The organism is Paraburkholderia sp. FW306-2-2C-D06C (genome assembly GCF_058781505.1).
This window is the reverse complement of the sequence record NZ_JBYSWU010000018.1, coordinates 47,478-66,556: the sequence shown is the minus strand read 5'-3', so window position 1 is coordinate 66,556 and position 19,079 is coordinate 47,478. Positions and strand designations below refer to the sequence as shown.

17 protein-coding genes are annotated in these 19,079 nt (G+C 63.7%); 8 read left to right on the top strand and 9 right to left on the bottom strand.

Features of this window, described 5'->3' with window-relative positions:
* Positions 1-61: 61 nt before the first annotated feature.
* Positions 62-2,029, bottom strand: coding sequence for a lytic transglycosylase domain-containing protein (locus tag AC3WLT_RS15955; RefSeq protein WP_492592677.1), 1,968 nt, complete (start codon positions 2,027-2,029; stop codon positions 62-64).
* A 77-nt stretch (positions 2,030-2,106) separates the two neighbouring features.
* Here AC3WLT_RS15955 and AC3WLT_RS15950 point away from each other — a divergent pair, with 77 nt between their 5' ends.
* A complete protein-coding gene (locus AC3WLT_RS15950) occupies positions 2,107-2,649 on the top strand; it encodes a 5-formyltetrahydrofolate cyclo-ligase (RefSeq protein ID WP_492592676.1) in 543 nt (180 codons plus the stop codon).
* 66 nt (positions 2,650-2,715) lie between these two features.
* Here AC3WLT_RS15950 and AC3WLT_RS15945 read toward each other — a convergent pair whose 3' ends face one another.
* Positions 2,716-3,228 carry a winged helix DNA-binding protein gene (locus AC3WLT_RS15945; RefSeq protein ID WP_492592675.1) on the bottom strand — a complete coding sequence of 171 codons (513 nt, stop codon included), beginning with the start codon at positions 3,226-3,228 and terminating at the stop codon, positions 2,716-2,718.
* Between the two features lie 204 nt (positions 3,229-3,432).
* On the opposite strand from AC3WLT_RS15945, the gene pxpB reads away from it, so the two are divergent.
* The 7 genes from pxpB (at position 3,433) to AC3WLT_RS15910 (ending at position 10,025) form a co-directional block, all read left to right on the top strand.
* A complete protein-coding gene (pxpB, locus tag AC3WLT_RS15940; RefSeq protein ID WP_492592674.1) occupies positions 3,433-4,086 on the top strand; it encodes a 5-oxoprolinase subunit PxpB in 654 nt (217 codons plus the stop codon).
* A complete protein-coding gene (locus tag AC3WLT_RS15935) occupies positions 4,083-5,135 on the top strand; it encodes a 5-oxoprolinase subunit C family protein (RefSeq protein ID WP_492592673.1) in 1,053 nt (350 codons plus the stop codon). The genes pxpB and AC3WLT_RS15935 overlap by 4 nt, the downstream gene beginning before the upstream one ends.
* A gap of 19 nt (positions 5,136-5,154) precedes the next feature.
* Positions 5,155-5,907, top strand: coding sequence for a 5-oxoprolinase subunit PxpA (gene pxpA / locus AC3WLT_RS15930; RefSeq protein ID WP_492592672.1), 753 nt, complete (start codon positions 5,155-5,157; stop codon positions 5,905-5,907).
* 277 nt (positions 5,908-6,184) lie between these two features.
* Positions 6,185-6,934 carry a DUF969 domain-containing protein gene (locus AC3WLT_RS15925; RefSeq protein WP_492592671.1) on the top strand — a complete coding sequence of 250 codons (750 nt, stop codon included), beginning with the start codon at positions 6,185-6,187 and terminating at the stop codon, positions 6,932-6,934.
* Positions 6,931-7,887 carry a DUF979 domain-containing protein gene (locus AC3WLT_RS15920; protein ID WP_492592670.1) on the top strand — a complete coding sequence of 319 codons (957 nt, stop codon included), beginning with the start codon at positions 6,931-6,933 and terminating at the stop codon, positions 7,885-7,887. The genes AC3WLT_RS15925 and AC3WLT_RS15920 overlap by 4 nt, the downstream gene beginning before the upstream one ends.
* Before the next feature lie 11 nt (positions 7,888-7,898).
* Positions 7,899-8,102: a hypothetical protein gene (locus AC3WLT_RS15915; RefSeq protein WP_492592669.1), complete on the top strand. Its 204-nt coding sequence runs from the start codon at positions 7,899-7,901 to the stop codon at positions 8,100-8,102.
* A gap of 111 nt (positions 8,103-8,213) precedes the next feature.
* Complete coding sequence (locus AC3WLT_RS15910) at positions 8,214-10,025, top strand: tetratricopeptide repeat protein (RefSeq protein ID WP_492592668.1); 1,812 nt, start codon at positions 8,214-8,216, stop codon at positions 10,023-10,025.
* A gap of 11 nt (positions 10,026-10,036) precedes the next feature.
* Here the strand turns inward: AC3WLT_RS15910 and AC3WLT_RS15905 are convergent, their stop codons facing one another.
* From AC3WLT_RS15905 to AC3WLT_RS15875, 7 genes are all read right to left on the bottom strand, one after another.
* The gene (locus AC3WLT_RS15905) at positions 10,037-11,188 is read right to left on the bottom strand and encodes a TraB/GumN family protein (protein WP_492592667.1); all 1,152 of its coding nucleotides are present in this window, start codon (positions 11,186-11,188) and stop codon (positions 10,037-10,039) included.
* Positions 11,181-12,200 carry a peptide ABC transporter ATP-binding protein gene (locus tag AC3WLT_RS15900; protein ID WP_492592666.1) on the bottom strand — a complete coding sequence of 340 codons (1,020 nt, stop codon included), beginning with the start codon at positions 12,198-12,200 and terminating at the stop codon, positions 11,181-11,183. The genes AC3WLT_RS15905 and AC3WLT_RS15900 overlap by 8 nt, the downstream gene beginning before the upstream one ends.
* Positions 12,197-13,189: an ABC transporter ATP-binding protein gene (locus AC3WLT_RS15895; protein ID WP_492592739.1), complete on the bottom strand. Its 993-nt coding sequence runs from the start codon at positions 13,187-13,189 to the stop codon at positions 12,197-12,199. The genes AC3WLT_RS15900 and AC3WLT_RS15895 overlap by 4 nt, the downstream gene beginning before the upstream one ends.
* A 120-nt stretch (positions 13,190-13,309) precedes the next feature.
* Complete coding sequence (locus AC3WLT_RS15890; RefSeq protein ID WP_492592665.1) at positions 13,310-14,227, bottom strand: ABC transporter permease subunit; 918 nt, start codon at positions 14,225-14,227, stop codon at positions 13,310-13,312.
* 174 nt (positions 14,228-14,401) lie between these two features.
* Positions 14,402-15,412: an ABC transporter permease subunit gene (locus AC3WLT_RS15885; RefSeq protein ID WP_492592664.1), complete on the bottom strand. Its 1,011-nt coding sequence runs from the start codon at positions 15,410-15,412 to the stop codon at positions 14,402-14,404.
* 126 nt (positions 15,413-15,538) lie between these two features.
* On the bottom strand, positions 15,539-17,167 hold the full coding sequence (locus AC3WLT_RS15880; RefSeq protein ID WP_492592663.1) for an ABC transporter substrate-binding protein: 1,629 nt from the start codon (positions 17,165-17,167) through the stop codon (positions 15,539-15,541).
* Between the two features lie 195 nt (positions 17,168-17,362).
* Positions 17,363-19,006 (bottom strand): ABC transporter substrate-binding protein, encoded by a 1,644-nt coding sequence (locus tag AC3WLT_RS15875; RefSeq protein ID WP_492592662.1) that lies wholly within the window; start codon positions 19,004-19,006, stop codon positions 17,363-17,365.
* Positions 19,007-19,079 lie beyond the last annotated feature (73 nt).

Genomic DNA, 19,079 nt, shown 5'->3' with positions numbered 1-19,079 from the left:
AAGCCGCGGCAACGGCTGGCGTGGCGCACCGCCGCATCGACCGGATGCGGCGGCACGGCGCTTACGGTGCGATATAACCCAGACGCGCCTTCAGCGATTGCGGACGGCCTTCGAACAATGCCGCGTAGTAGACCGTGTTGGACAACACATTCTTGACGTAGTCGCGCGTTTCCTGGAACGGAATCGTCTCGGCGAAGATCGCGCCTTCCACCGGGCGCTGCAACGATTCCCGCCAGTTGCGCGGACGGCCCGGCCCGGCGTTGTAGCCGGCGGTTGCCAGCACGGCGGACCCGTCGAACTGATTGTAGATCATCGACAAATAGTTAGTGCCGAGCAGGATATTGGTGTTGATATCGTTCATCTGCTCGCGCGTAATCGGACCGAGGCCGATCTTCTTCGCGACCAGTTGCGCGGTGCCCGGCATCAACTGCATCAGGCCGCTCGCGCCGACTTCCGAGCGTGCGTTCATGATGAAGCGCGATTCCTGGCGAATCAGCCCGTACGCCCATTCGATGTCGAGCCCGTTCGACTGCGAATCGCGCTCGACGATATCGCGGAACGGCGACAGATAGCGCAGCGAGAAATCGTGTTCGCTCTTCGTGCGGTCCGCCGTGTTCACGGTGCGGTCATACAGCTCGATACGGCGCGCGTATTCGGCGACGGCGATCAGTTGCCGGTCGCTCAAGGTGCGCAGCGGCCAGTTCCATTCGCGATTGCCTTCGAGCCGCAGATTCAGCGCATAGAAACGCTGCGCCAGATCGAACCCCGGCGTATTGCCCGCCTGCTGGACTTCGGCGTCGGTCACGCTGGTTTTCGGCGGCACGGTGATCTTCTGGCCGAGCTCTTCCGCAGCCAGTTGGCCGTAGAAGTTGAAACCCTGCGAGATCGATTCGAATTCCTGGTTGGCCGTGGTGGTGTCGCCGGCCTGCTTCAGCGCGCGCGCATGCCAGTACACCCACGACGGCTGATTGCGCAGCGGCGCCGGCATCTGTTCGGTCGACCAGCGCACCATGTTCCAGTCGCCCGCCAGCAGCGCGGTGCGGGTGCGCCATTCGTACGCGGGATTCGACAGCGGCGCATTCGCCGACAGACGATACCAGTCGAGCGCGCCCGGCATCTGCCTCGCGGCGGCCTGATAGGCAATCGTGCCCCAGCCGATCGCGCGCTCGGGCGAGTTCAGCGACGGCGCCACCGACGCGAACGTGGCCGCTGCCATGGCCGGGTCGTTGCGCGCCATCCGCGTGATCGCCAGCAACGCGAGTTGATGCGACTGCGAATCGGGACCGACGCCGCGCGCCAGCAACAACGGCGGCGTGCTCGCGGCCTGGCCGAACAGCACCGGATCGGGCGCCTGGTTGCCGAGCGCATCGACCAGCTTGCTGCCGGTATTCGTGTAGTTCTGCTCGTACGCGAGACGGATCTGCTGCCACACGTCGTCGGTGCTGAATTGCTGGTTGACCGCCAGCACGGTGATCAGATCGACGCAGCCGTCGCCATACACTTTCGGATCGACCAGCAGCGCACGCGCCGCCTCGGCGACGTTCTCGCCGCGCGCGGCGCGCGATTCGAGCGCGTAGCACTTCACTTGCGTATCGTCGTTCAGCACGAAACGCGCGTATTGCTGGTCGAAGTTGCGCCAGTCGTGACGCGTGCCGAGTACGGTGAGGTAATCGTTGCGCATGCGGTCGGCGATGGCCTGGCCGTCGTACTTCTTCAGGAACGCCAGAACCGGCTCATCGGGCGCGTCGACGCGCGCATGGCCGGTGGAATCGAACAGCTGAGGCTTGATCTGGAAATACTCCAGATAAGACGGCGCCGGATAGCCCGGAATCATGCTCGCCAGCTGTGCTGCGCGCGCCGCATCATTATTGCGGGCGGCCTCGCGAAGCTGGACGAAGATCTGGTCGTCGTTCGTGAGTTGCGAAAGAGGAATGGGCTTGACGGCGGAAGCCGTGCTACATGCGACGAGCGCGGCTGCAGCAAGCGCCAGACCGGCCGCGCGATATACTCGGAAAAGGCGTTTTGACATCGTTGTTTCTGGAGCGCGAATTGAACCCAAGCATAGCATGCAACCCCGTCGCCGAATCGAAAAAGGCGCTGCGTCGAATGCTATTGGAAGCAAGGCTGCAAGCGGCTTCCGAGCCCGCGCACAATGTCGCGCTGAACCGCCGCATACTCGATGCGCTGAAACGCTTCAGCGTGAACAGCGTGGGGTTTTACTGGCCGCTCGCGGGCGAATTCGACGCGCGCGCCGCGATCGCGGTCTGGCTCGCAGCCAGCGCGCAACGCGAAGCGAGTTTGCCGGTCGTCAAAGAACGCGGCGCGCCGCTCGAGTACCACGCATGGAAGCCCGATACGCCGATGAAGATCGGTCATCACAAGATTGCTGAACCGGCCTCGGGGTGCGTCGTGATTCCCGATCTGCTGTTCGTGCCGTGCGTCGGTTTCGACGAGGACGGTTACCGGTTGGGCTATGGCGGCGGCTATTACGACCGCACGCTGGGCGCGTGGCCGGGGCCGAAGAAACCGGTCACGGTCGGTATCGCTTACGAAGCGTGCCGCACGCCAGCGCTGCAACGCGAAGCCCACGACGTCCCGCTCGATCTGATCGTGACCGAAGCCGGCCTCTATCCACGGTCGGCGGATTAAGCGCTCAAGCGTGCGGCGAGCGCCCCGTCAGCCGCATCCGCGCGAGGATGCGGCCACGAAGACCTCTTATAAAGACGCCGCGGCCCGCGCGGCCGTGTCGTACAGCCCGGACGCGTTGCGCATCAACTGCGCAGCCTCGCCGATCTGCTCATTGGTCAAGCCGCTTTCCTTCAGCGTCGAAATCAGACAGCTCTCGCGCACCTCGCGATACTTCAGGCAGAGCTCACGGCCCGCATCGCTCGCCGAGAAGAACACTTCCTTGCCGGTCTTTTCGCTTATTACATACCCTCTAGCTACGAGCTTCTTCAACGCGTAGGTGGCGACGTGCGTGTCCTCGATGTTCAGCACGAAGCAGATATCCGCGAGCTTCTTGCGACGCTCGCGATGGCTGACGTGGTGCAGCAGCGAGACTTCGATGGCGGTCATGTCCTTGTCGCCGGCCGCCGACATGCAACGCACCATCCAGCGGTTGAACGCATTGCCCGCCATGATGAGCGCGTACTCCAACTCGGACAGTTCCGCGCTTGTGTCAGATACGAGATGTTCCGAGGAGACGATCTTGGTGGGGTGGCGCGACATGGTGACGATTCTCGAAGCTGAAAAAGGAGGTGTCGGGAGTGTACGACGAGCCACCGGTTCCCGGGAGGCCGGCGAAAACTCTTATTGAGAAATTGTTGATATTTTATTGATAATGTACTATTCAAACGTCGCCTGTCCTATGCCAATAACCTTCGGTAGGGGCGACGTACCCGAATTCTCCGACTCGATCTGGGCCAGCAAGTGATGAGCCAACCAAGAATTTTTCCGCTCGGCGATGCCGCGCTTGTCTGCGAGGCGCCGCCGCCCGCGACGCTGGCATGCCAGCGGCGCGTGTGGGCCGCCGCCGAGGCCGCGCGAGACTGGCCACATGTGCTGGAGGTCGTGCCGGGCATGAATAACCTGACGCTGGTGTTCGATCCGCTCGAAGCCGATTGCGAAACGCTTGCCGGCCAGTTGCGGGCCGCGTGGGAGGCGATCGGCGATGTGCCCGTGCCAGGCCGCGAAGTCGAGATTCCGGTGCAGTACGGCGGCGAGTTCGGCCCCGATCTGCAAGTGGTCGCCAATCACACCGGCTTGACGGTGCGGGAAGTCGTGCAGCGTCATGCGGGGGGCGAGTACGTGGTGTTCTTCCTCGGCTTCCAGCCGGGCTTCGCCTATATGGGCGGCCTCGCGGAAGCGCTGCACACGCCGCGCCGTTCATCGCCGCGGCTCGAAGTGCCGGCAGGTTCGGTCGGCATCGGCGGTGAGCAGACCGGCATTTATCCGGCCACTTCGCCCGGCGGCTGGCAGCTGATCGGCCGCACCGAACTGCCGCTGTTCGATCCGGCGCGCCGCCCGCCCACGCTGCTGCAACCGGGCGACCGGGTGCGCTTCACCGTCGCGGGGATACACGCATGATCGATGTGATTCGCGCGGGTCTCCTGACCACGATTCAGGACCTCGGCCGTCACGGCTACCGGCATCTCGGTGTCGCGATGGGAGGCGCGCTCGACCGTCTGTCGCTCGAAGTCGGCAATCGCCTCGTCGGCAACCGGCCCGATGCGGCCGGCCTGGAAATCACTTTCGGCCCGACCGTGCTGCGCTTTCTGCGCGCCACGCGCGTGGCGATCACCGGCACCGAATTCGGCGCGACGCTCGACGGCAAGCCGGTTTATTCGTGGTGGAGCCTGCCGGTGCAGGCCGGCCAGGAACTGGTGCTGCAGGCGGCCAAACGCGGCATGCGCGGCTACGTCTGCATCGCGGGCGGCATCGACGTATTGCCGATGCTCGGTTCGCGCAGCACCGATCTGGCCGGCCATTTCGGCGGACTCGGCGGCCGGGCGCTGCGCGACGGCGACCGCCTGCCGGTCGGCGCCCCGCCGCAGCGCGGCCATGTCGGCTTCAGCCCCGAGGCGCCGGAGTTCGGCGTGAAAGCGCCCGCCTGGTGCAAGTTCGTGCTGGTCCACGAGCCGCTGCGGCGCGGCCGGCATCCGTCGGGCGTGCCTTGGGCCGTGCCGATCCGGGTGCTGCGGGGACCGGAGTACGACAGCTTCACACCCGAGGCTCACGAGAGCTTCTGGTCCGACGAATGGCTCGTCACGCCGAACAGCAACCGGATGGGCTACCGTCTCGCGGGCAGCGAACTGAAGCGCACCCGCAAAGCCGATCTGCTGTCGCATGCGGTGTTGCCGGGCACGATCCAGGTGCCGCCCAACGGCCAGCCGATCGTGCTGATGAGCGACGCGCAGACCACCGGCGGTTATCCAAAGATCGGCGCGGTGATTCAGGCCGATCTGTGGAAGCTCGCCCAGGTTCGCCTGAACGCGGCAGTCCGTTTCATCCCGACGACGCCGTACGAGGCGCGTCAGGCTCTCCTGGAAGAACGCACGTATCTGCGGCAGATCGATGCCGCGATCGCGATGCAGGAAGAACGCTGCGCGCGCCAGTTGGCCGTCGCAGCGCTGTAATACGAAGCAGAGGAACACCATGGAAATCGATTTGAACGCCGATCTCGGCGAAGGCTGCGGCTCCGACGAGGCACTGCTCGACCTCGTCAGCTCGGCGAACATCGCGTGCGGCTGGCACGCGGGCGGCGCCAATGCGATGCGCGACTGCGTGCGCTGGGCGGTACAGAAGGGCGTGTCGATCGGCGCGCATCCGAGCTTCAACGATCCCGAGAATTTCGGCCGCAAGGAAATGGACTTGCCGGCCCACGAAATTTACGCGGGCGTGCTGTACCAGCTGGGCGCACTGTCGGCGATCGCGCAAGCCGAGGGCGGGCGCATCGCGCACGTCAAACCGCACGGCGCGCTGTACAACCAGGCCGCGCGCGACGCGAAGATCGCCGACGCGATCGTGTCCGCGGTGCACGATTTCGATCCGTCGGTGGCGGTGTTCGCGCTCGCCAACAGCGGCCTGGTGACGGCCGCACGCAACGCGGGCCTGACCGCCATCGAAGAAGTATTCGCCGACCGCGGCTATCGCGCCGACGGCTCGCTGGTGCCGCGCAAGGAGCCAGGCGCGCTGCTCGACGACGAAGACGAGGTGCTGACCCGCACGCTCGCCATGGTGCGCGAGCACCGCGTGCAGGCCGTGGACGGCCAATGGGTGCCGCTCAACGCGCAAACCATCTGCCTGCACGGCGACGGTCCGCACGCGCTGGCGTTTGCGCGGCGCATCCGCCGCGCGCTAGAAGACGCCGGCATCGAAGTTCACGCGGCCGGCGCTGCCCGCGTCTAGGCGTCGGCCAGGACGCGCCGGACAGCGCGCGAGCCGACCCTCGCGAAGCCCAGAACGCCCCGCTCCCCGCGGGGCGTTCGCCAAGGTTCGCCAAGGTTTGCCAGGTGCAGGACTCATTGCCGTACCCGCGGTCATTCAGCAGATGCAGGTGCAGGTGTAGTCGAAGCAACGCGGCCATCAAGAGCCGCGGCAGCAAGACGGCGCATGGATCATCAGGCGCCGGCTCACGTGAGCCGCCACAAGCGGCGAGGTTGTGAAACCCTGTTTGGAGATCCAGATGCAGACAACAGTCAGTCTATGGCCGCTCATTGGCGTGGCCGTCATCATCGCCGGCTTTTTATTACGGTTCAATCCGATGCTGATCGTGGCGGTCGCCGCGATCGTCACGGGTCTGGCCGCGCACTTCCCGCCCGAAAAGATTCTTGCCGAAATCGGCACCGGCTTCATCAAGACGCGCAATATCCCGTTGATCATCCTGTTGCCGCTCGCCGTGATCGGTCTGCTCGAACGGCATGGGCTGCGCGAGCGCGCGCAAGCATGGATCGGCGGCATCAAGGCCGCCACGGCGGGGCGTTTGCTGATCGTCTATCTGCTGGTGCGCGAACTGACCGCCGCGGTCGGCCTGACCGGTCTCGGCGGCCATCCGCAGATGGTGCGTCCGCTGATCGCGCCGATGGCCGAAGGCGCGACGGAAACCCGCTTCGGCAAGCTCAGCGATGCGATCCGCTTCAAGCTGCGCGCGTTCTCCGCTGCGACCGACAACGTCGGCCTGTTCTTCGGCGAGGACATCTTCGTCGCCTTCGGCGCGATCGTGCTGATGACGACCTTTCTGAAAGAAGCGGGCATCGTCGTCGAGCCGATTCACGTGGCCGTGTGGGGCATTCCGACCGCGGTTTGCGCGTTCGTCATTCACGGCTTCCGCCTGCATCTGCTCGACCGCAAGCTCGAACGCGAATTGCGCGGCAATGCGTCCGCGAGCGCCGCTGCTGTTACGTCGGCGCAACCTGCAACAGGAGACCAGGCATGACGCTCTCGATTACCTATCTGTTCTGGCTGCTGGGCGTCGTGCTGCTCGTGATCGGCGGCATGATCGTCACAGACAAGGAACACCCGCGCCGCTTCACCGCCGGCGGTTTCTGGATGCTCTACGCGCTGATCTTCCTGATCGGCGACAAGCTGCCGCCCGCTTTGGTCGGCGCGGCGGTGGTCGTGATGGCGCTGATCGCCGGCTTCGGCGGCGTGACCGCGGCCAAGCCGAAACTGCTGTCGCTCGAAGCCCGCAAGGCCAGCGCCGCGCGCCTGGGCAACAAGCTGTTCGTGCCCGCGCTGACGATTCCGGTCGTCACCGTGATCATCACGTTGTCGGCGAGCCACCTGATCTTCGGCGGCATACCGCTGATCGAAAAAGCCAACGTGACGCTGATCGGCTTCGGGATCGGCTGCGTGATCGCGCTCGCGATTGCTTGCGTGCTGACGCGCGACACCGTCGGCCAGTCGACGAAGGAAGCGCGCCGGCTGGTCGATGCGCTCTCGTGGGCCGCGGTGCTGCCGCAGATGCTCGGCATGCTCGGCCTCGTGTTCTCGGACGCCGGCGTCGGCAAGGCCGTCGCTCACGTGACCACGGCCTATATCAGCCTCGACTACCGGTTTGTCGCGGTGGCCGTGTACTGCATCGGCATGGCGCTCTTCACGATGGTGATGGGCAACGGCTTCGCCGCCTTCCCGGTGATGACGGGCGGAGTCGGCGTGCCAATTCTGGTCGGCGTGTTTCACGGCAACCCGGCGGTGATGGTCGCGATCGGCATGTTCTCCGGCTACTGCGGCACGCTGATGACGCCGATGGCCGCCAACTTCAACATGGTGCCCGCTGCACTGCTGGAACTGCCGGATAAGAACGCGGTGATCAAGGTGCAGGTGCCGACCGCGCTGACCTTGCTGGTTGTGAACATCTTCCTGTTGAATTTCCTGATGTTCCTGTAGGACTGTGGCCTTTGCCGGGCGTGCGCGGCAAACCTCGACGAATGACAGGTTCGGCGGTGTTTGCCGTGTTTGCCGTGTTTGCCGTGTTTGCCGTGTTTGCCGTGTTTGCCGTGTTCGACGCGTTTGCCGCGTTTGCCGCGTTTGCCGCGCAAGAACGCGCAAAACGGATGCGGCGCAGAACCTCTGCCCGCGGCAAACCAGCGTCGCCGAATTAGGATGCGTCCGATCGTCAGGATGAGTGCAGAAACATAAGCTGGTGGATGGTCTCCCATCCACACGCGCCGGCGCGTACAACGTGCGCCGCCGGCGCTCTCCAGCAGGTTCCCATGGAACAGTCTTCCCACCTCGACACCGCGCGCGCCGACGCGCCGGGCGGCGATACGCCGCCTTCCGCCTATCTCGCCTCAGTGCTCGACGCCGCGCTCGAAGCGCACCAGGCTGGCCGGCTCGATGCCGCCGAGCCTTTCTACCGCGAAGCCCTCGCGCTCGATCCCGCACATGCAAAGGCACTGCACTACTTCGGCGTGCTGCAACACCAGCGCGGCAATCATGGCTTCGCCGCGGAGCTGATGAGCGAAGCACTCGAACTCGATCGCACGGACGCCGCCTGCTGGAGCAATCGCGGCCTCGTGGCCGCCGCGCTCGGCCATCGCCACGAAGCAATGATCTGCTATGACCAGGCGCTGCAGCTACAGCCGGATTTTGCCGACGCACGCAACAACTTCGGTATCGCGCTGCAAGCGCAAGGTTCGCTCGATCAAGCGATCGAGCAATATCGTCTGGCGCTGGCGGCGAACCCGTCGCTCAGCGACGCGCATTTGAACCTCGGCACCGCGTTGAGCAAGCTCGGCCGCTACGACGAGGCACTGGCGTGCTATCAGGACGTGCTGTCGCTCGATCCGCAGTCGGCGGAAGCGCACTTCAACGCAGGCAATGCGCATAACGCGCAGGGCAACCACGACGCTGCAATCGCCAGCTTTCAGCAAGCGCTGCTGTTGCGCCCAAGGTACGCCGAGGCGCACGTCAACCTGGGCAGCCTGATCGGCAAGCTCGGCGACTACGTCGGCGCCGAAACCCACTACCGGCAAGCAGTCGCACTCAAGCCGAACTCGACCAATCTGGTGTGCCTCGGTGGATCGCTCGGCGCGCAAGGCCGTCTCGACGAAGAAGAAGGCTTCTATCGTCAAGCATTGGCACTGAATCCCGAGTACGCGGATGCGCACCAGAATCTTGCGTGGCACCTGCTCAAGCGTGGCGACTATAAGCAAGGCTGGGCGGAGCATGCGAAGCGTTGGCGCACGAACGACTACGAGGCGATCGCCATTCCGGAGGTTGCCGAATGGCGCGGCGAATCGCTCGACGGGCGCCGCGTGCTGCTGGTCGGCGAACAGGGTTTCGGCGACCAGTTCCAGTTCCTGCGCTATGCACGCGTGCTCGAGCAACTCGGCGCAACCGTCGACACCTTCGTACGGGAGCCGCTGCTGCCTCTGGCCGAACGCGTGCCGGGCGTGCGCCGCGCGTTCAGCGGCAAACCTGACGGCGAGTACGATTTCTGGGTGCCGATGACGAGCGTGCCGTCGTGCGTCGGTACGGAACTGACCACGATTCCTGTCGAAGTACCGTATCTGTTCGCCGACAAAGCGCAGGTCAAGGCATGGCGCAAGCGGGTGGACGCCGGCAAATCGAAGCGCAAAGTGGGTTTGGCGTGGGCCGGCAGTCCGACGTTTGGCAATGACCGCTATCGGTCAATGGCACTGACTGACCTGTCCGCGCTAAGCGAGGTCAGGAATGTCGCGTGGTATCCGCTGCAGAAAGGCCCGGCGCACGCCCAGCTAGCCGGCGCGCCTGACGCTTTCCGTGCTCACGATTTCACCGCTGAGCTGAATAGCTTCGACGATACCGCTGCACTCATCATGAATCTCGATCTGGTGATTGCCGTGGACACGGGTGTCGCGCACCTGGCAGGCGCACTGGGCAAGCCAGTATGGGTGCTGCTGCCCGCCAACTCCGACTGGCGTTGGCTCGAAAACCGCAGCGACTCGCCGTGGTATCCGACCATGAAATTATTCCGGCAAACGGAGTTGGGGGATTGGGCGTCGGTGGTCGAAGAAGTCGCTAAAACTTTGCTCGACCAGTAACGTCACCCCGTTCACCCCGTCTCCACCACAAACCCGTGCTGCCGCAAAAGCTGCAGCACGCCTTTACGCCCACCCAGATGCAACGCGCCAATCGCCACGAACACCGGCTTGTTCGGCGCGGCGATCAGCAGCATCCGCGACACGAAGCGCCGGTTGCGCTCATACACGATCTTGTTGTCGATCTGATCGGAGACCCGCTTGTCGCGTGCCAGCTTTTCCGACTTCGCCGCCTGCCATGCCGCAATTGCATCGGCATCGCCCACCCTCCACAGCCGGTGCAAAGCGCGCACGTCGTCGACGTTTTCCGCGGGCGTCTGCACCAGGTCCTGTGCGAGCATTTCGCGTTGCTGCACAAGCGTCAGCCCCGTGAACGCGCGCATCTGCTGCGACAAGGTCTCGAGTCCGACGATCTTGCCGCGCGTCCTGATGTAGACGTTCTGCAATTGCGCCTCCGTGCCGTATTCGGTCTGCAAGCCGGCGCTCAACGAATCGTAGGTTTCGACCAGCAAGGACGCGAGCCACGGCCGCATCTTCTTGATTTCATCCAGCGCGGCAGGATTGCCGCGCAAACGAAACGCGAGCTTGCGCCACAAAGGATCGGGCAACAAACCGGGCAGGCAGTCGCGCCGGCATACGCCGTATTTCGACACGTCGTCTTGCGAGACCAGCAGCTCGTCGGGCGACAGTTCGAGCGCGAGCGTCCCCGAGGCGGCGAGCGCACCCAGGATCGGCGGACGGAATGGCTGGTTGGGCGGGTAGTCGGCGGGATCGCCTACGTGCAACGTGCCGAGCAGGTAGATCGTGGTAGTGCCGCGCGTGGCGACATAGAACGGCATGCGCGCCGGCTGCAAACGCACCGGACCGCTGGCCGTGGTGCCCGGCGCGGCGGGCGGCGGATTGAAGCCGGGCAAGGTGGCGCGCGGCGGCGCCGGCAGATTGGGCACCGGCAATGCCGGCCGCCCCGCCTGAGCAGGCGCGTTGGCGGCGGACCCCGCGGCATGCGCCGCGACGATCGGCCCGTCACCGCTCAGATGCAAGACGGAACAAGCGCCGAGGAGCGCGGCACCGGTCAGTGCACGCGCCCTCCAGCGCCGCGCGAAAGCGGCGTAGCCGCCGTCACGCGAGCGGCGCGTAAAACGACGCGCCGCCACCCCATCAGGCATCCACTTCCCCCACCTCCTCGGCGCGGTGACACGACACCTGACGGCCATCCACTTCACGCAGCTTCGGCTCTTCGCTGCGGCACCGGTCGATCGCATACGGGCAGCGCTGATGGAACGTGCAGCCCGACGGCGGATTCAGCGGCGACGGCATCTCGCCTTGCAGCTTGATCTTGATGCGGCGATCCGATTCGAAGATCGACGGGGTCGCCGACATCAGCGCCCGCGTGTACGGATGCCGCGGCGTCGAGAAAATCCGCTTCTTGTCGCCGAGCTCCGCCACGCCGCCGAAGTACATCACCATCACATCGTCGGCGATATGCTCGACCACCGAGAGGTTGTGCGAGATGAACACGTAGCTGGTCTTGAACTGCTCCTGCAGATCCATGAACAGATTCAGAATCTGCGCCTGGATCGACACGTCGAGCGCGGACACCGGTTCATCCGCGACGACGATCTGCGGATCGAGAATCATCGCGCGCGCAATCGCCACACGCTGCCGCTGGCCGCCGGAGAACATATGCGGATAGCGTTTTGCATGTTCCGGACGCAAGCCGACGGTGCGCATCATCTGCGCAATCCGTTCGGCGCGTTCGCTGGCGCTCAACTGCGTGTTGATCGCGAGCGGTTCGCCGAGCGTCTGCTCGACGGTCTTGCGCGGATTCAGCGAGGCAAACGGATTCTGGAACACCATCTGCACACGCCGCCGCAACGCCGCGATCTTCGCGTGATCGGCGCCGGCTACGTCTTCGCCGTCGATCAGCAAGCGGCCCGCGGTGGGCGTCTCGATCATCGTCAGTTGACGCGCGAGCGTCGACTTGCCGCAACCGGATTCGCCGACCACCGCGAGCGTCTTGCCGCGTTCGAGCGCAAACGACACGCCGTTGAGCGCCTTCACCGTGCCCTGAGCGAACATGCCGCGCTTGACCGTGTAGTGACGCGCGAGCTGGTCGGCGACCAGCACGTGATCGCCCGCATGGTCCGACTGGCGCCGCGTCTCGGGTACTGCGTTCATCGTGCGCCTCCATGGGTGTGAACGTTGGCGTCGCCGCTCAGGTTCAGGGGTTTGATGCAGCGCACGCGCGCGACTTCAGCGTGACCTTGCATCGGCGCCAGTGCCGGCCGCGCCTTCATGCAGTCGTCGACCACATACTTGCAGCGCGGTGCGAAGAGGCAGCCTTTCGGTCGGTCGTCGCGACCCGGCACCATGCCCGGCAATGCGGCGAGCCGCACCGCGCCGACATTGTGCTCGGGAATCGCCGCCAGCAGCGCTTCCGTGTACGGATGGTGCGGCGCGGCGAAGATATCGGGCACGCGGTTGGTTTCGATCACTTCGCCAGCGTACATGACCGCGACGCGCTGCGCGACTTCGGACACCACCGCCAGATCGTGCGAGATCAGCACGAGCGCCATGCCGCGTTCCTTCTGCAGCTTGATCAGCAGCTCCATGATCTGCGCCTGGATGGTCACGTCGAGCGCGGTGGTCGGTTCGTCGGCGATCAGCAGCTTCGGATTGCAGGCAATCGCCATCGCGATCATCACGCGCTGGTTCATCCCGCCCGACATCTGATGCGGAAACGCGCCGATACGGTTCTTCGCGTCCGGAATGCCGACCTGGTCGAGCAATTCGAGCGCGCGCCTATCCAGTTCGCTGCCGCGCAACCCTTCGTGCAGCTTCAGCACTTCCTTGATCTGATAGCCGACCGTGTAGCTCGGATTCAGACTGGTGAGCGCGTCCTGGAACACCATCGCGATGTCTTTGCCGATGATCTTGCGGCGTTCCTTCGCCGACGCCTTCAACAGGTCTTTGCCGTTGAAGGTGACTTCGTCGGCGGTGACTTTGCCCGGCGCGTCGATCAGGCCCATCAGCGCCATCATCGTCACGCTCTTGCCCGAGCCCGATTCGCCGACCACGCCGACTACTTCGCCCGGCGCGACATCGAGGTTGATCCGGTCGACCGCGGGCAGTCCGTTGAAGTTGACCGCCAGATTGCGGATGGTCAATAAGTTGCTGTCAGTACGCGCACGGCCGCCCGAAGCGTGCTGACCGGCCCCCGCCCCGAAGGAAGTCCCCTTGGGGGACTCGGGGGGCAGCGAATGAAGTGAGCGTGGGGGTTGTTCCATTCAGGCCATCCGTTTCAGTTTGGGATCGAGTGCGTCGCGCAGCCCGTCGCCGAGCAGATTGATCGCGAGCACCGAGATCAGGATGGACAGACCCGGCATCGTGACGATCCACCAGGCGCTGTCGATGTAATCGCGCGCCGAAGCGAGCATCGCGCCCCACTCCGCCGACGGCGGTTGCACGCCGAGGCCGAGGAAGCCGAGCGCCGCGGCATCGAGAATCGCCGATGAGAAGCCCAGGGTGGCCTGCACGATCAGCGGTGCGGTGCAGTTCGGCAGCACTTGCGAGAACATCAATCGCAGCGTGCCGGCGCCCGCGACGCGCGAAGCCGTCACATATTCCTTCTGCAGTTCGCCTTGCGCCGACGCACGCGTCAGGCGCACATAACCCGGCAGCGCGACGATCGCGATTGCCAGCATCGTGTTGACGAGGCCCGGACCGATGATCGCGACCACCGCGACGGCGAGCAGCAGCGACGGCAACGCGAGCAGCACGTCCATGATGCGCATGATCGGCGTATCGGCCCATTTCTCGAAGAACGCCGCGACCAGGCCGAGCACGATGCCCGGAATCAGCGCGAGCACCACCGAGACGAAGCCGATCCAGAACGACAGCCGCGCGCCGTACATCAGACGCGAGAGGATGTCGCGGCCCGCTTCGTCGGTGCCGAGAATGAACTTCCAGTTGCCGCCTTCGAGCCACGCGGGCGGAATTTTGACGAAGTCGCGATACTGCTCGATCGGGCTATGCGGCGCGATCAACGGCGCGAAGATCGCGATGAAGATCAGCACCACCACGACGATGCCGGCGCCGACCGCGCCACGGTTACGCGAGAAATTCGCCCAGAATTCGCGGGCGGCGATGGCCCGGCCACTCGGGGGAGTGACGGCCTGGGGGACGGTATTTTGAATGTCTGCCATGGTCGTTCATGCCTCCCGCAGAGCCGCCTCAAGGGAGGCATGCGCCCCCTCGGGGGGCAGCGAACGCAAGTGAGCGTGGGGGTTCATATTGTTGCCTCCCGCAGAGCCGCCTCAAGGGAGGCAACCGCCCCCTCGGGGGGCAGCGAACGCAAGTGAGCGTGGGGGTTCATATTGTTACCTCGTATGGCGAATGCGCGGGTTGAGCACGCCGTACAACAGATCGACGACGAGGTTCACGACGATCACCAAGGTGGCGATCATCAGGATACCGCCCTGCACCACCGGATAATCGCGCCGTCCGATCGCATCGATCAGCCACTTGCCGATTCCCGGCCACGAAAACAGCGTCTCGGTCAGCACCGCGCCCGCAAGCAGCGTGCCGACCTGCAAACCGATCACGGTCACCACCGGAATCAGCGCATTGCGCAACGCATGCACGACGATCACACGCCCGGGCGACAGACCCTTCGCGCGTGCGGTGCGGATGTAGTCTTCGCGCAGCACTTCGAGCATCGACGAACGCGTCATCCGCGCGACCACCGCCAGCGGAATCGTGCCGAGCACGATGGCCGGCAGGATCAGATGGCTCAGCGCGGATTTGAACGCGCCTTCGTCGGTGGACATCATCGCGTCGATCAGCATGAAGCCGGTCACGTGCGGAATGTCGTATTCGACCGCGATACGGCCCGACACCGGCGTCCAGCCGAGCTTCACCGAGAACATCATGATGAGGATCAAGCCCCACCAGAAGATCGGCATCGAGTAGCCGGTCAGGGCCGTGCCCATCACGCTGTGATCGACCACCGTGCCGCGCCTGAGCGCCGCGAACACGCCCGCCGGCAAGCCGATGATCAGCGCGAACAGCATCGCGCACATCGACAGTTCGACGGTAGCGGGAAAGCGTGCGAGGAATTCGCCCATCACGCTGGTGTTGGTGATGATCGAGGTGCCGAGGTCGCCGTGCAGCGCGCGGCCGATGTAGTGGATGTATTGAATCGGCAGCGGCTCGTCGAGCCCCAACCGGTGCATCGCCGCGGCATGCATGGCCGGATCGACGCCGCGCTCGCCCATCATCACTTCGATGGGGTCGCCCGGGATCAGGTGAATCAGCGCAAACGCGAGGATGGTGATGCCGATGAAAGTCGGTATCACCATGCCGACGCGGCGCAAAACGAAGCGGAACATGGTTTGTCCCTATGGTCTTGATGAAGAAAAAACGCAACCGGCGACAAGGGCTTGTGACCCCGGTCGCCGGACCATTTCGACCAGTTTTCTAACCGTGCGAAAAGCGTACTGCGTGAGCTTTACGAATTACTTGACGCTGACGCCGTCGAAGCGCGCGTAGCCAAGCGGCTCGATACGCATGTCGACGACCTTCTTGCTGACAGGCTGATACACCGTCGAGTGGGCGATCGCCGAGAACGGCAGTTGCTGCGCGAAGATCTGCTGAGCCTGCATGTAAGCCGTCGTGCGCGCACCCTGATCGGACGTGACGCGGCCCTTCTGGATCAGATCGTCGAACGGCTTGTAGCACCACTTCGAGAAGTTGTTGCCGTTCACCGCTTCACAACCGAGCAGCGTGCCGAGCCAGTTGTCCGGATCGCCGTTGTCGCCGGTCCAACCGATCAGCATCGTGTCGTCTTCGCCTGCATGCGCACGCTTGATGTACTCGCCCCATTCATACGTGACGATCTTCGCCTTCACGCCGATCCTGGCCCAGTCGGCCTGGATCATTTCCGCCATCAGGCGGGCGTTCGGGTTGTACGCGCGCTGCACCGGCATCGCCCACAGCGTGAGGTCGAAACCGTTCGGGTAGCCGGCCTTCGCCAGCAGCGCCTTGGCCTTGTCCGTATCGAAAGACGCGCTCTTCAGATTCTTGTCATACGACCATTGAGTCGGCGGCATCGGATTCGTCGCAGCCTGGCCCGCGCCCTGATACACCGATTCGACGATCGCCTTCTTGTTGATCGCCATGTCGAGCGCCTGACGCACTTCGAGCTTGTCGACCGGCTTGTGCGACACGTTGTACGCGAGGTAGCCGAGGTTGAAGCCCGGCTGCGACGGCATCGCGATGTTCGCTTCAGCCTTCAGCGGCGCGATGTCGGCCGGACGCGGATAGCTCATCACCTGGCATTCGTCGCGCTTGATCTTCTGCACGCGCACGCCGGCGTCCGGCGTGATCGAGAAGATCAGCTTCGAGATCTTCACCGTGTTCGGCTTCCAGTAATCCGGATTGCCGTCGAAGCGGATCGTCGCGTCCTTCGTATAGCTGCGGAAGACGAACGGACCCGTGCCGACCGGGAACTGGTTGATGTCGGCCGCCTTGCCGGCCTTCAGCAGTTGATCGCCGTATTCGGCCGACAGGATCGACGCGTATTCCATCGCCATATTCTGGATGAACGGCGCGTTGACTTCCTTCAGCGTGAACTTGACGGTGTACGGATCGACCTTGTCGACGCCGGTGATCAGCTTGTCGAGGCCCATGTCGGTGAAGTACGGGAACTGCACCGGGTACGCCTTGCGGAACGGCTGGTTCGTATCCAGCATGCGCTGGAACGTGAACACGACGTCGTCGGCATTGAATTCGCGCGTCGGCTTGAAGAACGACGTGGTCTGGAACTTCACGCCATGACGCAGATGGAACGTATAAGTCTTGCCGTCCGGGGACACTTCCCACTTTTCGGCGAGGCCCGGCTCGACTTTGGTGCCGCCACGCTCGAACTCCACGAGGCGGTTGTAGACGGTGAACGTATTAGCTGTGAAATCAGTGCCCGTGGTGTATTGGGCAGGATCGAAACCCGCGGGACTGCCTTCTGAGCAGTAGACCAGGGTTTTATTCGGAATCTCGGCGCGCGCGACACTTGCGCCCACCATCGATGCCGCTGCAGCAGCGACGAGCGTCGTAACACGCGCGGCGCGCAACAGATTGTTTTGCTTCATGTTTCCTCCAGGTTCGGGGCCGGCTCCCGCCGGCGTAGCGCGATATTACTTGAGCTTGGCTCACACCAACAAGCGGAGGAAATTCCCTCTGTTGACGATCGGAAACCATTCGGGCAGACAAAAAGCCGCACGCCGGCGCTGGCCGGAGCATGCGGCTTCAGAGGGCGGGCTCGGCAAAAAACGGCCCGCTTACAGTCATTTCAGGCCGACGTTCATGAATTGGGTCGGGCCGAACGGGTCGATCTTGAAGCCGGTGACGTCCTTGCTGATCGGCTGATAGACCGTGGAATGGGCGATCGGCGTGAACGGGACCTGTTGTTTGAAGAGTTCCTGAGCCTCCGTATACGCCTTGGTGCGCTCGGGCAGATCCGTGGTGCTGCGGCCTTTTTTGATCAAGTCGTCGTAGGGCTTGTAGCACCATTTGGAGAAGTTGCTGCCGTTCACCGCATCGCAGCCGAGCAACACCCCTAACCAGTTGTCCGGGTCGCCGTAATCGCCGGTCCAGCCGATCAGCATCGCTTCATGCTCGCCGGAATGGCCGCGGCGAATGTATTCGCCCCATTCGTAGGTGGCGATCTTCACCTTGACGCCGATCTTCGCCCAGTCGGCTTGCAGCATTTCGGCCATCAGCCGGGCGTTCGGGTTATAGGGGCGCTGAACCGGCATCGCCCATAAGGTGAGATCGAAGCCGTCCGGATAGCCCGCCTGCTTGAGCAACGCTTTCGCTTTGCCGACGTCGTATGGAGCGTCCTTCAGGTTCTTGTCGTAGCCCCATTGCGTCGGCGGCATGGGATTGGTTGCCGCCTGGCCGGCGCCCTGATACACCGAGTCGATAATCGCCTTCTTATTGATCGACATATCGAGCGCGCGACGCACCATCACATTGTCGAGCGGCTTTTTCGTGGTGTTGTAGGCGATATAGCCAAGGTTGAAACCGACCTGGCTCGGCATCGCTAGCGACGCGTCGGCTTTGACCGCCGGAATATCAGCGGGACGCGGATAAGCCATCACCTGGCATTCGCCGCGTTTGAGCTTTTGCAGCCGTACCGCCGGATCGACGGTAATCGCGAATATCAGTTTGCTGACTTTAACCACGCCCGGTTTCCAGTAATCCGGATTGCCGTCGAAGCGAATCGTGTCGTCCTTGGTATAGCTGCGGAAGATGAACGGGCCGGTGCCGACCGGAAATTGATTGATATCCGGCGCTTTACCCGCTTTCAATAACTGATCGCCGTATTCGGCCGACAAAATCGACGCGAACGGCATCGCGATCTGCTGCAGGAACGGCGCATCGACCTCCTTCAGCGTGAAACGCACCGTGTAGGGATCGAGCTTCTCGATCTTCGAAATATTCTTCGCGAGGCCGAGATCGGTGAAATACGGAAACGGCACCGAGTATGCCTTGCGGAACGGCTGCTCCGGATCGAGCATTCGCTGATAGGTGAAGACGACGTCGTCGGCATTGAATTCGCGCGTCGGCTTGAAGAACGACGTGGTCTGAAACTTCACGCCGTGGCGCAGATAGAACGTGTATTGCAATCCATCTTGCGACACGTCCCATTTCTCGGCGAGGCCCGGTTCGATATCCGTGCTGCCATGCACGAATTCCACGAGCCGGTTATAGACCGTGTACGAGCCGGCGCTGAATTCGACGCTGGTGGTGTATTGCGCGGTGTCGAAGCCCGCCGGGCTGCCCTCGGAGCAGAACACGAGTGTTTTGTCAGGCAGCGTGGCCGCTTGAACCGCCGCGGGTGAAAGAGCGGCGGCCAGAACCGCACAGGCGCTCAAAGCGGGAAGACAGGCATGGCGAACCGCAAACAGCAACTTGGATACTGTCATAACGTTCTCCGCACAGCAGCCACGTCAGCTGCGCTTTGATCATAGACAGCACAAAAATCGGGTTCAATGCGGG

Bases quoted from the DNA above. Each gene is read 5' to 3' on its own strand.
- AC3WLT_RS15955 (WP_492592677.1), bottom strand. From the start codon at position 2,029: ATGTCAAAACGCCTTTTCCGAGTATATCGCGCGGCCGGTCTGGCGCTT.
- AC3WLT_RS15945 (WP_492592675.1), bottom strand. From the start codon at position 3,228: ATGTCGCGCCACCCCACCAAGATCGTCTCCTCGGAACATCTCGTATCT.
- AC3WLT_RS15875 (WP_492592662.1), bottom strand. From the start codon at position 19,006: ATGACAGTATCCAAGTTGCTGTTTGCGGTTCGCCATGCCTGTCTTCCC.
- AC3WLT_RS15890 (WP_492592665.1), bottom strand. From the start codon at position 14,227: ATGGCAGACATTCAAAATACCGTCCCCCAGGCCGTCACTCCCCCGAGT.
- pxpB (WP_492592674.1), top strand. From the start codon at position 3,433: ATGAGCCAACCAAGAATTTTTCCGCTCGGCGATGCCGCGCTTGTCTGC.
- pxpA (WP_492592672.1), top strand. From the start codon at position 5,155: ATGGAAATCGATTTGAACGCCGATCTCGGCGAAGGCTGCGGCTCCGAC.
- AC3WLT_RS15880 (WP_492592663.1), bottom strand. From the start codon at position 17,167: ATGAAGCAAAACAATCTGTTGCGCGCCGCGCGTGTTACGACGCTCGTC.
- AC3WLT_RS15885 (WP_492592664.1), bottom strand. From the start codon at position 15,412: ATGTTCCGCTTCGTTTTGCGCCGCGTCGGCATGGTGATACCGACTTTC.
- AC3WLT_RS15905 (WP_492592667.1), bottom strand. From the start codon at position 11,188: ATGCCTGATGGGGTGGCGGCGCGTCGTTTTACGCGCCGCTCGCGTGAC.
- AC3WLT_RS15925 (WP_492592671.1), top strand. From the start codon at position 6,185: ATGCAGACAACAGTCAGTCTATGGCCGCTCATTGGCGTGGCCGTCATC.
- AC3WLT_RS15910 (WP_492592668.1), top strand. From the start codon at position 8,214: ATGGAACAGTCTTCCCACCTCGACACCGCGCGCGCCGACGCGCCGGGC.
- AC3WLT_RS15900 (WP_492592666.1), bottom strand. From the start codon at position 12,200: ATGAACGCAGTACCCGAGACGCGGCGCCAGTCGGACCATGCGGGCGAT.
- AC3WLT_RS15950 (WP_492592676.1), top strand. From the start codon at position 2,107: ATGCTATTGGAAGCAAGGCTGCAAGCGGCTTCCGAGCCCGCGCACAAT.
- AC3WLT_RS15920 (WP_492592670.1), top strand. From the start codon at position 6,931: ATGACGCTCTCGATTACCTATCTGTTCTGGCTGCTGGGCGTCGTGCTG.
- AC3WLT_RS15935 (WP_492592673.1), top strand. From the start codon at position 4,083: ATGATCGATGTGATTCGCGCGGGTCTCCTGACCACGATTCAGGACCTC.